This is a genomic window from Streptomyces eurythermus (genome assembly GCF_014649115.1).
In the GTDB taxonomy this organism is placed as follows: domain Bacteria; phylum Actinomycetota; class Actinomycetes; order Streptomycetales; family Streptomycetaceae; genus Streptomyces; species Streptomyces eurythermus.
This window is the reverse complement of sequence record NZ_BMSK01000038.1, coordinates 1-12,911: the sequence shown is the minus strand read 5'-3', so window position 1 is coordinate 12,911 and position 12,911 is coordinate 1. Positions and strand designations below refer to the sequence as shown.

Here is a 12,911-nt window from a genome sequence, read left to right as displayed (position 1 = left end):
TGTGGACTTCCGGTGTCGCAGAAAGGGGTTCGGACGGAAGGGCCCGGGGCATCGACGGGGCCGGGCCCTCCCGCCCGAAGTCAGCAGACCCGTACGGGGTCCGCGAGCGCCGCGCGCCCGCCCGTGATGACCCTGGCGTACACGCCGAGGCAGGTGTCGAACTCTTCGACGAGCGTCCGCAGCACGGTCCGGGCCGCGGGCAGACCGGCCTGCGGCAGGGTGGTCATGACACAGCGCTCGGTGCGCTCGGTGATCTCCAGGACCACTTCGGGACCGACGGCCACCTTGGCGCCGACCCAGTCGTCCTCGAGGAAGGACTCACCGTCCAGGAGGAGATTGGGGCGGAACCGGTCGACCAGGACCTGCCGCGCCTCGGCCGGCATCCGCGCGGCCAGCCGTGCCAGGGCGGGCCGGGACAGCAGATGGACCGCCGCGCAGTCGAAGTGCGACACGTCCTGTTCCCGGCCGAGGTGTACGGCGGTGCCGGCGAGGCGGCTGAGCTCCTCGTCCAGGTCCGGGTCCCCGGCGGCCAGCACGCGGTCGTCCGGGGTGCGCACCCGCACCCGGCCGTCGGCCGTCCCGGCCGTGTAACCGAGCAGCCCGTCGACGCGCCGGACGTGTTTCCAGCTCTTGCCGCTGCCGACCCGTCCGTCGGGGAAGGTCACGGCCCAGGAGCGGTCCCCGGTCATGCCGCGCGCGGTGAAGTCGGCGTGGGCGAGGTCCTCGCCCCGCATCGACTTCACCGGGTAGCGGCGCAGCCCGGCGACGCGCACGTCCGATGCCGCGGAGGGCTCAGAGGTAGTCACCGAGTTCACCGGTGCGCCGTGTGTCCAGGGAACAGCAGTGGAAGCCGCCGCCGAAGGTGCGTCCGTGGCGGAACCGCGCGGGCACGGGCTCGATGCCGGCGGCCTCGAGCTGGCGCATGACGCGGGTCTGGTTGTCGGGCACGATGACGCGGTCGGGGCCGAGCGCCAGGATGTTCATCCCGATCCAGACCGAGGCCCTCGGCCAGGTGAAGGCGTAGCCGTCGTCCTCGGGTTCGTCGACCCAGATGGTCTTCCAGCGGCGCAGCGGCTCGGGGATGCTGTCCTCGCCGAGCCGGGCGGAGTTGGCGAGCAGCAGGCCGGGGCGCAGGATGTGCAGCGTGGTCCCGACGTGGTCGGAGCAGATCGACATCTCGTGGACGCGGTACTCCGGGCCGAGGGCGCGGCGCAGCCACTCGGCGCCCTTGCGGTTGCCGGTGTTGCTCACGTTGAAGAAGACGTCGCGGCCGCAGCGCAGCACATTGGCGCCGTCGAACAGCGGCTCGTTCTCGGCGACGACCGAGCGGCCGGGCTCGTAGACGTAGGTGCTCGCGTCGAGCTCCGGCTTGGGGGCCGCCAGCCAGGTGGCGCCGTCGTCGAAGTACTCGCCGAGCAGGCGCCGGAACGGCATGGTCTCGAAGTAGCGGGCCCGCATCGCCATGGGCGCCTCGATGACCGTGTCGCCGACCACCAGGAGGCAGTCACGGGGCATCAGCGCGTGCATGGCCACGGACTGCCAGCCGGGGGTGGCGAACTCCTGGCCGGGGCGCAGCGGTTCGGGCCGGCGGACGGTGACGCCGGCCTGGCCGAGCAGTTCCTCGAGGTCGCGGAAGTCCTCCTCGGCCTCCTCGACGACACGCTTGAGGGTGTCCGCCGGCACCTGTTCCAGATGGGCGTCGGCGGGCGGCTCGAAGAAGTGGCGGACCGATTCGTCGACGGGCGGGGGCGTCAGCCCCTGCGCCGTGCCGAGGACGATCTCCTCCAGCGGGTCCCAGTCGTTGGTGCTCCAGACACGCGACATCAGTCGGCGCTCCTCCGTGTGGTGGTGGTACGGAATCCCAGGCCGAACGGCTGGGAGGTGGGCATGATTTCGATCATGTTCACGTTGACCCGGGCCGGTTGGGACAGGCACCAGTGGACGGCCTCGGCGATGTCGTCCGCGGACAGCGGCTCCACATCCTGGTAGAGCGCGTCGGCGCGCTGTTCGTCGCCGTCGAAACGCACGAGGGCGAATTCGGTACGCGCCATACCGGGAGCGATGCAGCTCACCCGCACTCCGGTGCCTTCGAGATCCGTGCGGAGGCTGAGGCTGAGCTGATGCGTGAAGGCCTTTGTGGCGCCATAGACATTGCCCCCGGAGTACGGGTAAAGCGCGGCTATGGAACCGATGTTGACGATGTGCCCGCCGCCCGCTCCGAGCATGGCGGGCAGTACGGCCTTGATGCAGTGCAGCTGGCCCATGACATTGGTGTCGACCATGTCCTGCCAGTGCGCCGGGTCCGCCGCCTGCACGGGGCCGAACCCCCGGGACAGGCCCGCGTTGTTGACGAGGACTTCCACGTCCGCGAATTCCTCCGGGAGCGCGCCGAGAGCCGCTGCCACGGCGTCGCCGTCCCGGATGTCGACGGCGAGGGGAAGTATCCGGCTCTCCGGCCCGGCTTCCTCGCACAGTGCCTCGAGCCGGTCCTTGCGCCGGGCCAGTGCGACGACGGGGCGCCCGTCGGCGGCCAGCCGCTTGACGATGGCTCTGCCGAATCCGGAGGAAGCCCCCGTCACGACCGCGGTTCTGGTTCGACCGCTCATGTTTCCTCTCCTGTCCGTACCGTCGTCTCCTGCTGCCCGCCCGGCCCGGCGGCGCGTACGGGGGGAAAGACCGGGCAGGTCCAGGTCGGCTCGACGGCCCGGCCGGAATACTGGCGCGCTTCGGATGCCTCACCGAAGTCCGCGAGATTCGGGTTGAGTGAATTCTGGAGCCGCATTTCCCGCTCCCGGATCCTCTTCTTCAGTCCCTCGAACGTCCCGTTCTGCTTCAGCCGCTGAAACTGGTGATGCGAGTTGAACGCGAGGGCGGGCTGCGAGAAGCGGCGGGACACGCGCGACGATCGGCCATGCAGACCGACCACGAAGAACGGGTGGCCGACCACGCTGAAGCCGAATTCGCTGGAATCCGGGTCTGCCGCCACTTCGGGGGCCCATTGATAGAGATCGCGGTCCAGCTCGTGCAGATCCGCCAGCTGCTGCCACAGCAGCTTCTCGAATTCCATCTCGGCTATTCCCAGCGGGCCGGTGAAGATGGCGACGAAGGTGTGGAAGTTCTCCGTGGGCGTCAGCCGGCCCCGCACGAATTCTTGCAGTCTTGCGTGCAGCTCACGTGTGGACACCTCGGCTCCCAGCTCGCCGAGCCGGGCGCAGGACATCATTCCCTTGCGCAGCGAGGCCTTGCCCGCCAGGCATGAGAAATCATCACTCCTGATCCACCTGAAGAGCTGCTCCCGAACATGGTCCGTCGGTGGGACAGACTCCACAGTTTCTCAACCTCCCTGAACGCCGAAGGTCAGCCCCAACCCAGGTCGCTCAGCAAATAGACCGCCTGCGAAAAATAACTAAGCAGCATTGAAAACCCGCACATCATGCTCACGGAATACGGATTTCGGATTACGAAATCCCGGATAGTGCGGCGACCGGTGGCCCGCCGCGTGAATAACTATGCGTCGGCATGGTCGGCGAGTCCAAGGGAATCTGCTGTCGCAGTTACGCATGGCGGAGATCCGCACGGATGACAAAGGGGGGCAAACCCGGCTACTTAAATGCTGAATCATTCAATGGTGAAACAGTTGTGCCATGTGGCCCATGGCCGGTCGCCGGCTCTCGCCGGACGACGGATACCCACATCCGCCCCCTGTATGATCACTGGCTTGATCAGCGGGCTAACTGAAGGGAAGTACCCTATGACGGACATGGCGGTCATATCGCCGGGCCGGTCCTTGCCGCGCCTCACCGATGAGGCCGCTCGTGTGTACGCCTACGCGGTCACCAGATCCGAAGTGACACTCGACCAGTTGTCCAGTGGAATTGGACTTTCCCCCGAGCGGGTTGAGCAATCGGTTCAGCGGCTGGTCGAATACAAGATGCTGAGGCCGATACCGGAAGCCCCGGGGACCTTCAGCGCCGTCGCTCCGGAGACCGCGCGCTTCCGGCTCCTCGGCCCGGTGATGGAGCAGCTCCGGCGGCAGCAGGAGGAGGTCGAACGGGTGCACTCCGAACTCTCCCGAATGAACGCCGTCTACGAGTCGAGCAGGGTCGAACTCATCCGCCGGGAGGCGATCAGCGCCCTCTCCGATCTCGACGACGTCCGCTACACCATCACCAACCTCGCCAACCAGAGCGAGACGGAGGTCCTCACCGCCCAGCCCGGCGGCGCGCGCAAGGAGGAGATCCTCCAGGAGTCCCTGCCGCGGACCGAGGAACTGCTGCGCCGCGGAGTGCGCATGCGCACCCTCTACCAGCACTCGGCGCACTTCAGCTCCGGGATGAGCACCTACGTGGAACACGTGACGGGCCTGGGCGCCGAGGTCAGGACCCTGCCCAGTTCCTTCCAGCGGCTCATCGTCTTCGACCGCAAGTTCGCCGTGATCTCGCTGCGTTCGGACCCGCTCGGCGCCTGCCTCGTCAAGGACCTCAACCTCGTCGAGTTCATCGCCGACACGTTCGAGAGCCTGTGGGTGAGCGCCAAGCCGTTCCCCACCGAGCTGGACCGCTCGCGCCTGTCCCTCACGTCCGCGGAGATCCGGGAGGCGGTCATCGCCATGCTCGTCTCCGGCGAGGAGGACAAGGTCATCGCCAAGCGGCTGGGGATCTCCCTGCGCACCTGTCAGCGTCATGTCTCCGAGATCATGAGCGAACTCGGGGCCCGCAACCGGCTGCACGCCGGCTATCTCCTGCACCGCCTCATGCCGGACGCCGACTGACGTCGTCGTCCGGCACGAGAAGGGTGCCCAGCGGTTCGTCGGCGAAGTAGGACAGCAGCAACGCGTGCTCGTCACGGCCGTCCAGGATGTGCGCCTCCGCCACGCCCGCGGTGACGGCGCGCAGACAGGCCTCGAGTTTCGGCAGCATGCCGCCGGACAGTCCGGGCTGGATGCCGCGGGCCTGGGAGACCGTCAGCCGGTCCCACACCGGCCCCGGCTCCGGCCAGTCGCGCAGGATGCCCGGGACGTCGGTCAGCACGGTGAGCCGGTCGGCGCCCAGGGCGGCGGCCAGCGCGGCGGCCGCCGTGTCGGCGTTCACGTTGTAGACGCGCCCGTCGGTGCCGGGCGCCGGCCCGGAGACCACGGGAATCCGGCCGGCGGCGAGGTGATCGGCCACCACCCCCGGGTCCACCTCCGCCACATCGCCCACCAGGCCGATGTCGACGCGCTCCCCGCCCGCCTCCGCGTACCGCCGGACGGCGGTGAACGTGCGGGCGTCCTCACCGGTCATGCCGACGGCGACCGGCGCGTACTCGTTCAGCAGGCCGACCAGCGTGCGCTGTACCTGGCCGGCCAGCACCATCCGGACCACGTCGATCGTCTCGGCGGTGGTCACCCGCAGGCCCGACCGGAACGCCGGCTCGATGCCGAGCCGCTCGCAGTGCGCGCTGATCTGCGGGCCGCCGCCGTGCACGACCACCGGTCTGAGCCCCGCGTAGCGCAGCAGCATGACGTCCTCGGCGAACGCCCGGGTGAGGTCCGCGCGGAGCATGGCGTGGCCGCCGATCTTGACGACGACGGTACGGCCCTCGAGTTCCCGCAGCCGTGGCAGCAGTCTGGCCAGCGCCCGGGCCTGGGGGACGTGGACATGGACCGGCGACTCGGCGGGGCGGGCGGGGGCCGGCCGGGTGTCAGCGGGGGAGTTCGGCACCGGTCACGTCCTTCGTCTCGAATCCCAGCACATCGCCGTAGAGGGAGAGTTCCGCCTCCAGCGAGCGCGTCAGGGTCTCCTCGTCGCGGAAACCGTGGCCCTCCGTGGGGAACGTGAGGTACGTGTGCGGCACTCCCCGCTCCCGGACCCGCTCCAGGAACCGCTCGCACTGCACCGGCGGGCACACCGCGTCCTGGAGCCCCTGCACCAGCAGGAACGGCGCGGTGAGCCGGTCCGTCAGGTTCACCGGCGAACGCTCCGCGCAGCGCTCCCTGATCTCCTCGGGCCCGCCGACGAGGGTGGTGAGGTAGTGCGACTCCAGGTCGTGGGTGTCCTGGGCGGCCCACTCGGAGAGGCTGAGGACGGGGAAGTACAGGACCGCGCACCGGTAGGTGTCGGTGACCGCGAGGGAGACGGCGGCCGTCCAGCCCCCGGCGCTGGCACCCCGGATGACGATCCGGCGCGGGTCGGCGGTGCCCTCGTCGGCGAGCGCGCGGGCGACGGCCTCGCAGTCCTCCACGTCGGCCACCCCCCACCGGCCGTTGAGGCGCTCCCGGTAGGCCCGGCCGTATCCGGTGGAGCCCGCGTAGTCGACCTGGACGACGCCGATGCCGCGGCTGGTGAAGTACGCGACGGTCAGATCGCGGCCCATCAGGAAGCGGTTGGTGGGGCCGCCGTGCGGCCAGACGATGAAGGGGGGCGGCTCGTCCCCGCCCCGGTGGCGCGGGTTCGTGGGCGGGAAGACGTAGGCGTGCACCGAGCGGCCGTCCGCCGAGGGGAACGTCCTGTGCCGCGGCCGCGGCAGATAGGCGGGGTCCACCACATCGCGGTGCGGGGTGCCCACCGCCTCGGTCCGCCCGGTGGCCGTGTCCACGCAGACGACGTCGAAGCCGGTCAGCGGACTCGCCGCGACACCGGCCACCGTCGAACCCGCGACGGCGAGCGTCGGCGTCCATTCGGTGCGGTCCCCGGCCGCCGGGGACAGCTCCCCGGTCTCCAGGTCCAGGACGCCGAGGGCCAGCGGCCCGGTGCCGTGCAGTATGGCCACCCGCCGGCCGTCGAGCGGGGCGAACCAGCGGGAGCCGAGCCGCCACAGCGGACCGGCGAACTCCTCCTCCCGGGGGCACACCTCGCTCACCGTCCCGGAGTCCCGGGCCACGCGGTGGATGTTCCACCAGCCGGTCCGGTCCATCGCCACGAGCAGCGTGTCCGAGTCGCTCCACTCGACCTGCGCGACCGGTTCCCCGGGGCCTCCGCACAGCGTGCGCGCCTCGGCGAACCCGCCGTCCTCGGTGATACGGGCCACGCGCAGGTCCGCCGCGTCCCACGGCATCGCGGGGTGCTCCCAGCCGAGCCAGGCCGCGTACCGGCCGTCGGGCGAGACCTTCACCCCCGTCAGGAAGCGGCCGCGGGCCAGCTCCCGTATCGCCGCGCGGTTCGCGGCCGCCGTCGCGTCCAGCGGTACGGCGACGACGGCGCGGCGCACGTCCTGCGGGCCGGGACCGAAGTGCTCCTCCCGCACGCACCAGACCTCGTCCCGGCCCGGGGGGATGACGGGATCGGCATGGCGCAGCGCCGCGGGCCGGTCGCCCGGCGGGGTCAGCGGCCTCGGCTCCTGCCCCGGCGTCCACCGGTACAGACGCTGGTCGGACTCGTTGACGAACACCACGAGGGGGCCGTCGGGGCCGTGCGCACCGGTCCAGGCGGACCCGCCGTACTCGGTCACCCGGGTGCGCGCGCTCCACGGCAGTGGCAGCACGGGCCGGGGGACGCCGTCGCCGGCGCGGCGCATCAGGGTGGTCCTGCCGCCCTCGGCGGGCCGGGGCTCGGCCCACCACAGCTCCTCGCCCAGCCAGCGCACGCTGTCCGGGGGACGGCCGTCACGCGCGGCGAGCCGGGAGGTCACCGGCGAGTCCCACGTACCGAAGGGTGCGACAACGGGGGTGTTCACGTCTCACTTCTTCCGAACGCACGGGGCGAGGGCGCCCCGAAGAGGTCGATGAGGACGCCGTCCGCGGCGGTCACCGGGCCGGCGATCAGATGGCGCGTCACGCCGTACCACAGCGGCAGAACGGGCAGGTCGGCACAGACCGCCGCCTCCGCCTCCCGGTAACGGGACCGGCGGGCGACGGGGTCGGACAGGCCCCGCGCCGAGTCGATCAGCGCGTCGACCCGGGCGTCGCGATAGCCGGTGTAGTTGCCGCCTCCTCCGACGGAGCCGGAGTGGAAGAGCGGGGCCAGCACCGTGTCGGGCGAGGGGTAGTCGCTCACCCAGGTCGCCCGGAACAGGGCGTCGGGACGTTCGAGCCAGCGCAGGTACGCGGAACGGGGCAGCGCCCGCCGCTCGACCTCCCAGCCGAGGTTGTCCCGCAGCTGACCGGCGACCAGGCCCACCCACGCCTCGTGGCCCTTGTCCGCGTCATGGACGAGGGACACCTTCCGTGGCCGTATCCCGCGCCCGGCCAGCAGCGCGCGGGCCCGGGCGGGGTCGAAGCCGATGCCGTCCAGCGGCGTGTGCACCGCGCCGTCGCCGGACAGCCGGGGCGGCACCATCCCGCGCGCCAGGGGGAACTCGCCGCCGCCCGCCTCCTCGCACAGCCGCCGCCGGTCGATGCCCATGGCCACGGCCCGGCGCACCACGGGATCGTCGAAGGGCGCCACCGTCACGGGGAAGCCCAGATACGTCAGCGAGGCACAGGGGGTGAGGTGGTACGACTCCTCATGGCGGCGCGCGTCCGCGGCCCGGGGGCCGGTGATCTCGACGAGGTCCAGCCCGCCCGTCCGCCACGCCTCGTAGGCGGTGTCCTCGTCCTCGACGTAGTGGAACTCGATCCTGTCGACCCGGCCGCGCCCGCCGTCCGGATGAGCCTCGTTGGCCCCGTGGTAGCCGGTGAACCGATCGAGGACGAGCCGGCGGCCGTCGGAGGCCGCGCGGTTCACCCGGTAGGGCCCGGTGCCGGCCGGCCACTGCCGGAAGGTGCCGTCCGGGTCGCCCTCGCACAGTTCGCGGGGGACGGCGGCGGTGACGCGGTGGCTGAACACGGCGGCGATCTCGTGGAAGGGCCGGGTGAGGGAGACCTCCAGGCGCAGCTTCCCGGCGGCCCGCACTCCGGCGAGGGTGGTCGCCCGCCCGGCCCGGACGTCCTCGAAGCCCTCGATCACCGAGAGGTGGTAGGCGATCTGCGAGCCGGTGGACGGACGGACCACCCGGGACAGCGCGTACACGTAGTCCTCGGCGGTGACCGCACGGCCGTGGTGGAAGGCCACCTCCGGGCGCAGCGCGAACGAGACGCTCCTGCCGTCCGGGGCGACGTCCCAGGAGCGTGCGGCGGCGGGGCGCAGCCGTCCCGTGGCGGGCTCGTAGTCGACCAGCGGGTCGGCCAGGACCCCCAGGACCAGGGCGCCCTCGTGATCGATGCAGGTCGCCGGGTCGAGGGACTCCGCCCGCCCGGTCCCGATCCTGAGCACCGGACCCGTCGCCGCCCGGGGGCCTTCCGCCCGCCGCTCGGAACCGCTCACAGGTCCAGCACCAGGTCGGTCACCGGCTGAGCGGTGCACAGCAGGACTTCCCCGCCCGCCAGATCCGCGCCGGGCTCGGTGTGGTAGTGGACCGTGCCCTTCTTCAGGCGGGTACGGCAGGTACCGCAGGCGCCCGCCCAGCAGCGCGAGTCCGTCTCGATGCCGTGATGGTCGGTGAACTGCAGGAGCGAGTCGAAGTCGCCGTCCCAGGCGAACTCGGCACCGGAGCGTTCGAACCGCACCCGCAGCCCCCTCATGCGGGCCAGCACGTCCGGTGCGTCGTACCCGCGCAGCGTGCGCCGCCGCAGCGGCACCGACCCGCGTTCGCGGTCGATGCGCTCGATCCGGCCCGCCGGGAGCTCGGACTCGTCCATCCGCTCGAAGCCGTGCCGCTCGAACCAGCGGACCGTGGTGCTGGAGAAGAGCACCACCTCCTCGACCTTCTCGGCGTGCAGGGCCATGATCAGGCTGGCGAGGAGCACATGCCCGAGGCCGTGGCCGTGCCACTTCTCATGGACGGCGAAGTTGTAGACCTCGGCCCAGGAGCCGTCCCTGGCGGCACCGGCACAGGCCACGATCTGGCCCTCGATGTCGAGGACGAAGAACTCCTCGACGGCGGTCGCGTAGGTCTCCCGGGTGCGGGGGACCAGCGATCCGTCGGCCATGAACGGCGTGGACAGGGCGTGCACGGCGTCCGCGTCGGCCGCGGTGGCGGCCCGGAACTCCACGTCGACCAGTTCGTCGCCGCCCTTGCTCAGGGTGAGGAAGAGTGCCTTGGTCACGTGGTGATCCGTTCCGTCCGCGCGGCCACCGGCTCGGCGTCCAGGTGGTAGCGGTCCATGATCCGCAGCACGGCCGCGCGTACGGCCCGCTCGTCCGCGCCCCGGAGCCGGAACCGCCCGCCGACGTGGCCGTATCCGCCGGTGCCGTCGAAGACCTCGCCCACCGCCGGCACGATCTCCTCGTACACCTCGGGGATCTCCTCCCGCACCGGCCGGCACCCGACGACCCGGCTGGGCAGGGGACGCGGCTCGGGCATCAGGGCCCAGCCGCCCGCCCGGTGGCGCGGGAACTCCTCGGCGGCGGTGAGCGGCGGCAGACCCAGGGTGGCCCGGAACGCCTCTCCCATCAGATCGATGCCGTACAGGTCCCGGTGGATGAAGGCCACCTCGGCCCCGCCCGGCCGCAGCCCGACCTCCAGGAACACCAGTTCGCCGGAGGGCCGGCGCATCAGCTCCAGATGGAACGGGCCGTCGTCCAGCGCCAGCGCGTCCAGACACGCGGCCGCGAACGCCACCGTCTCGTCCCGGCGCGGCCCCGGGTCCAGCAGCACGGACCCCAGCGGCAGCCCCTGGGCGAACTCCAGGCAGGTGTTGACGTAGACCGACGCGCTGACGAAGTGGAAGCCGCCGCCGCGCCGGACGCCGTCCACGTGGTAGATCTCGCCGGCGACGTACTCCTCGCACTCGTACGCGCCGCGCTCCACGCTCTGCAGGGCGTGCTCCAGCGACTCCTTGTCGTCGATCCGGAGCACCCCGTTCGACGCCGCTCCCGCACGCGGTTTGAGGATGACGGGCAGGCCGACCTCGGAGACGACGTGATCGGCCGTGACGGCGGGACCGGTCAGGTCCGTGTACCGCGGCACCGGCAGTCCGGCGGACTCGACCAGGTGCTTCATGCGCACCTTGTCCCGGAAGCCCAGGACGAAGTCCTCGCTCCAGCCCGGGACGCCGAGGGCGTCACGCAGCCGGGCCGCCGTGACCAGGTCGTACTCGGAGAGACCGACGATGCCGTCGAACTCGCCGTACTGCCGGACCAGCCGCTGGGCGACGGGCAGGACCGTCTCGTACTCGAGGTCGTCGACGACGACGGTCTCCCAGGCGCTCTCCGTGTCGAGAACGCCCAGACCGTCGGGGACGGTGAGGTAGAACAGGCGGCAGCGGTCGGGATCGACGAAGCGGTGGTACTCGCCGAACTCGTCGTCGTAGCGGTTCAGGACGAGGTAACTGGGCCCGAGACGGTCAGCCAAAGCGCACCATCCTTCCGAAGGCCGCGCGGGCGGCGGCGGCGTCGGCGAAGGAGTCGGCCCGGTAGATCACATGGCCGATGCGTCCGCGGAAGTCCTGCATGGGGGGAACGTCGTCACCCGGGGAGAGGTAGAGCTCGGCCTCGACGACCGACTCGTCCCGCGTCATCGACTCCCAGCCGTCCACCCGGGAAAGGGTGGCCAGGCCCGGAGCCGTGAAGAAGTGGATCGCGGCGTACTTCGCGGAGGGCACCCGGGCCGGCGCCACCTCCTCGAGGGGCAGGTCCGCGTACGCGGCGAGCATGATCCGCGGCAGGGACACACCGGTGGCCAGCTCGATGAGATCGCAGATGTGGTCGCCGGCCAGCCGGGCGCCGATCTCGATGAGCACGGGGTCCCCGGCGGGCAGCCGCAGCTCGCAGTGGAACGGTCCCAGGGTGACGCCGAGGGCCTGGCAGACGCCGGTGACGTAGGAGTCGATCCGGGCCCGCTCCTCGGGCTCCAGGTCCCGGTGCACCGTGTGGCCGACCTCGACGAAGTACGGCTCCGGCCCCAGCTCCTTGGCGGTCACCGACACGATCACCGGCGCGCCGTCGACCACGTAGCCCTCGACGCTGACCTCGGGCCCGGCGACGTACTCCTCCAGCAGGACGCGGCCGTCCAGCCCCCGCCCGAGGTCCGTACGCGAGTCCTCGGCCATCCAGGCGTACGCCCGGCGCAGGTCCGTCAGGTTGTCCACGCGGCTGACGTGGACGCTGCCCGCCGAGGTCGTGGGCTTGAGCACCGCGGGGAAACCGACGTGGTCGGCCGCCATGTCCAGCTCGCCGGCGGTCCGGGCCTCCTGGTGAAGGGGGACGCGCAGTCCGGCGGCGGCGACGGCGGCACGCATCCTGGCCTTGTCCCGCAGCCGCTCCGCCGCGGCCGGGTCCAGTCCGGGCAGCCCGAGCCGGGCGGCCAGCCGGGCGGCGCTGTCGACGTAGAACTCGAAGCCGGGGATCACCGCGCGGAACGGTGCCTCGGCGTGCAGCCGCAGCGCCGCCTCGACCAGCGCCGGCTCGTCGTTGGTCTCCAGCTCGATCAGGCGGTCGATGTGCTGCCCGAGCACCGACGGGACCGCGCGGTCGCCCTCGTTCGCCGAGATGGCGACGACCTCCAGCCCGGTCTCACGCGCGGCCTTCAGCATCTCCAGACCCGACGCCATCGGCTCGATCACGAGAATGCGTCCGGCCGGGCGGGACGGGTGCCGCGGTGTCTGCGGTTCAGACATGGCTGGGCTCTTCGGTGCGCACGGTGGCCGCGTGGAGTTCGGCGAAGTAGTCACCGATGAGGTCGATGTACGTCTCCAGGTCCGCGTAGGCCTGTTCCGCGGTGCCGAAGACCTCGACGGCGCGGGAGACGGTGCGGAACATCAGCTCGTCGTGGTCGTGCGACTCGTCGAAGTCCAGGTGGGACTGCGTACCGCGGACGAACTCCGGGCCGAATTCGCGGGCCGCGGCATTGGTGATCACCTGGTTGTAGCGGTCGGAATACCATTCCACGAACCAGTCCCAGACCGTCGTGGGGGCGGGGCCGCGGGAATCCGCCGCCAGGCGCAGGTATCCCATGAGCTTCGCCGTCGAGGGGAACACCGGAATGGCGTTCACCTCGTCCAGGGTCACCCCGAA

The 12,911-nt window shown here is 71.4% G+C and carries 12 protein-coding genes; 1 reads left to right on the top strand and 11 read right to left on the bottom strand.

The genetic code is table 11. From position 1 onward, the window contains the following. Positions 1 to 80: 80 nt before the first annotated feature. From IE251_RS39495 to gntA, 4 genes are read right to left on the bottom strand one after another with little or no spacing between them, the layout of a single operon-like run. The gene (locus tag IE251_RS39495; RefSeq protein WP_189757767.1) at positions 81 to 806 is read right to left on the bottom strand and encodes an MOSC domain-containing protein; all 726 of its coding nucleotides are present in this window, start codon (positions 804 to 806) and stop codon (positions 81 to 83) included. Beyond that, on the bottom strand, positions 793 to 1,824 hold the full coding sequence (locus tag IE251_RS39490; RefSeq protein ID WP_189757766.1) for an inosamine-phosphate amidinotransferase 1: 1,032 nt from the start codon (positions 1,822 to 1,824) through the stop codon (positions 793 to 795). Before IE251_RS39490 ends, IE251_RS39495 begins: the two co-directional genes overlap by 14 nt. Continuing rightward, a complete protein-coding gene (locus IE251_RS39485) occupies positions 1,824 to 2,606 on the bottom strand; it encodes an SDR family NAD(P)-dependent oxidoreductase (protein ID WP_189757765.1) in 783 nt (260 codons plus the stop codon). Before IE251_RS39485 ends, IE251_RS39490 begins: the two co-directional genes overlap by 1 nt. Next, on the bottom strand, positions 2,603 to 3,328 hold the full coding sequence (gene gntA / locus IE251_RS39480) for a guanitoxin biosynthesis heme-dependent pre-guanitoxin N-hydroxylase GntA (protein ID WP_200692408.1): 726 nt from the start codon (positions 3,326 to 3,328) through the stop codon (positions 2,603 to 2,605). The genes IE251_RS39485 and gntA overlap by 4 nt, the downstream gene beginning before the upstream one ends. A gap of 603 nt (positions 3,329 to 3,931) precedes the next feature. On the opposite strand from gntA, the gene IE251_RS39475 reads away from it, so the two are divergent. Continuing rightward, entirely contained in the window at positions 3,932 to 4,771 is an 840-nt protein-coding gene (locus IE251_RS39475) for a helix-turn-helix domain-containing protein (RefSeq protein WP_189757764.1), read from the top strand. Here the strand turns inward: IE251_RS39475 and argB are convergent. From argB to IE251_RS39440, 7 genes are all read right to left on the bottom strand, one after another. After that, positions 4,752 to 5,702, bottom strand: coding sequence for an acetylglutamate kinase (gene argB / locus IE251_RS39470; RefSeq protein WP_373302115.1), 951 nt, complete (start codon positions 5,700 to 5,702; stop codon positions 4,752 to 4,754). The genes IE251_RS39475 and argB overlap by 20 nt on opposite strands. After that, positions 5,683 to 7,653, bottom strand: coding sequence for a prolyl oligopeptidase family serine peptidase (locus tag IE251_RS39465; RefSeq protein ID WP_189757763.1), 1,971 nt, complete (start codon positions 7,651 to 7,653; stop codon positions 5,683 to 5,685). The genes argB and IE251_RS39465 overlap by 20 nt, the downstream gene beginning before the upstream one ends. Beyond that, positions 7,650 to 9,221, bottom strand: a complete 1,572-nt coding sequence (locus IE251_RS39460; RefSeq protein ID WP_189757762.1) for a peptide ABC transporter substrate-binding protein — start codon at positions 9,219 to 9,221, stop codon at positions 7,650 to 7,652. Before IE251_RS39460 ends, IE251_RS39465 begins: the two co-directional genes overlap by 4 nt. Continuing rightward, entirely contained in the window at positions 9,218 to 10,003 is a 786-nt protein-coding gene (locus IE251_RS39455) for a GNAT family N-acetyltransferase (RefSeq protein WP_189757761.1), read from the bottom strand. Before IE251_RS39455 ends, IE251_RS39460 begins: the two co-directional genes overlap by 4 nt. Then, positions 10,000 to 11,250, bottom strand: coding sequence for an ATP-grasp domain-containing protein (locus tag IE251_RS39450; RefSeq protein WP_189757760.1), 1,251 nt, complete (start codon positions 11,248 to 11,250; stop codon positions 10,000 to 10,002). Before IE251_RS39450 ends, IE251_RS39455 begins: the two co-directional genes overlap by 4 nt. Beyond that, positions 11,243 to 12,514: an ATP-grasp domain-containing protein gene (locus tag IE251_RS39445; RefSeq protein WP_189757759.1), complete on the bottom strand. Its 1,272-nt coding sequence runs from the start codon at positions 12,512 to 12,514 to the stop codon at positions 11,243 to 11,245. The genes IE251_RS39450 and IE251_RS39445 overlap by 8 nt, the downstream gene beginning before the upstream one ends. Continuing rightward, positions 12,507 to 12,911: hypothetical protein (locus IE251_RS39440; RefSeq protein WP_229897148.1), on the bottom strand; the 405-nt coding region annotated here is incomplete at its 5' end. The genes IE251_RS39440 and IE251_RS39445, both read right to left, overlap by 8 nt.

Bases quoted from the DNA above. Each gene is read 5' to 3' on its own strand.
- IE251_RS39490 (WP_189757766.1), bottom strand. From the start codon at position 1,824: ATGTCGCGTGTCTGGAGCACCAACGACTGGGACCCGCTGGAGGAGATC.
- IE251_RS39485 (WP_189757765.1), bottom strand. From the start codon at position 2,606: ATGAGCGGTCGAACCAGAACCGCGGTCGTGACGGGGGCTTCCTCCGGA.
- IE251_RS39475 (WP_189757764.1), top strand. From the start codon at position 3,932: ATGCTGAGGCCGATACCGGAAGCCCCGGGGACCTTCAGCGCCGTCGCT.
- IE251_RS39445 (WP_189757759.1), bottom strand. From the start codon at position 12,514: ATGTCTGAACCGCAGACACCGCGGCACCCGTCCCGCCCGGCCGGACGC.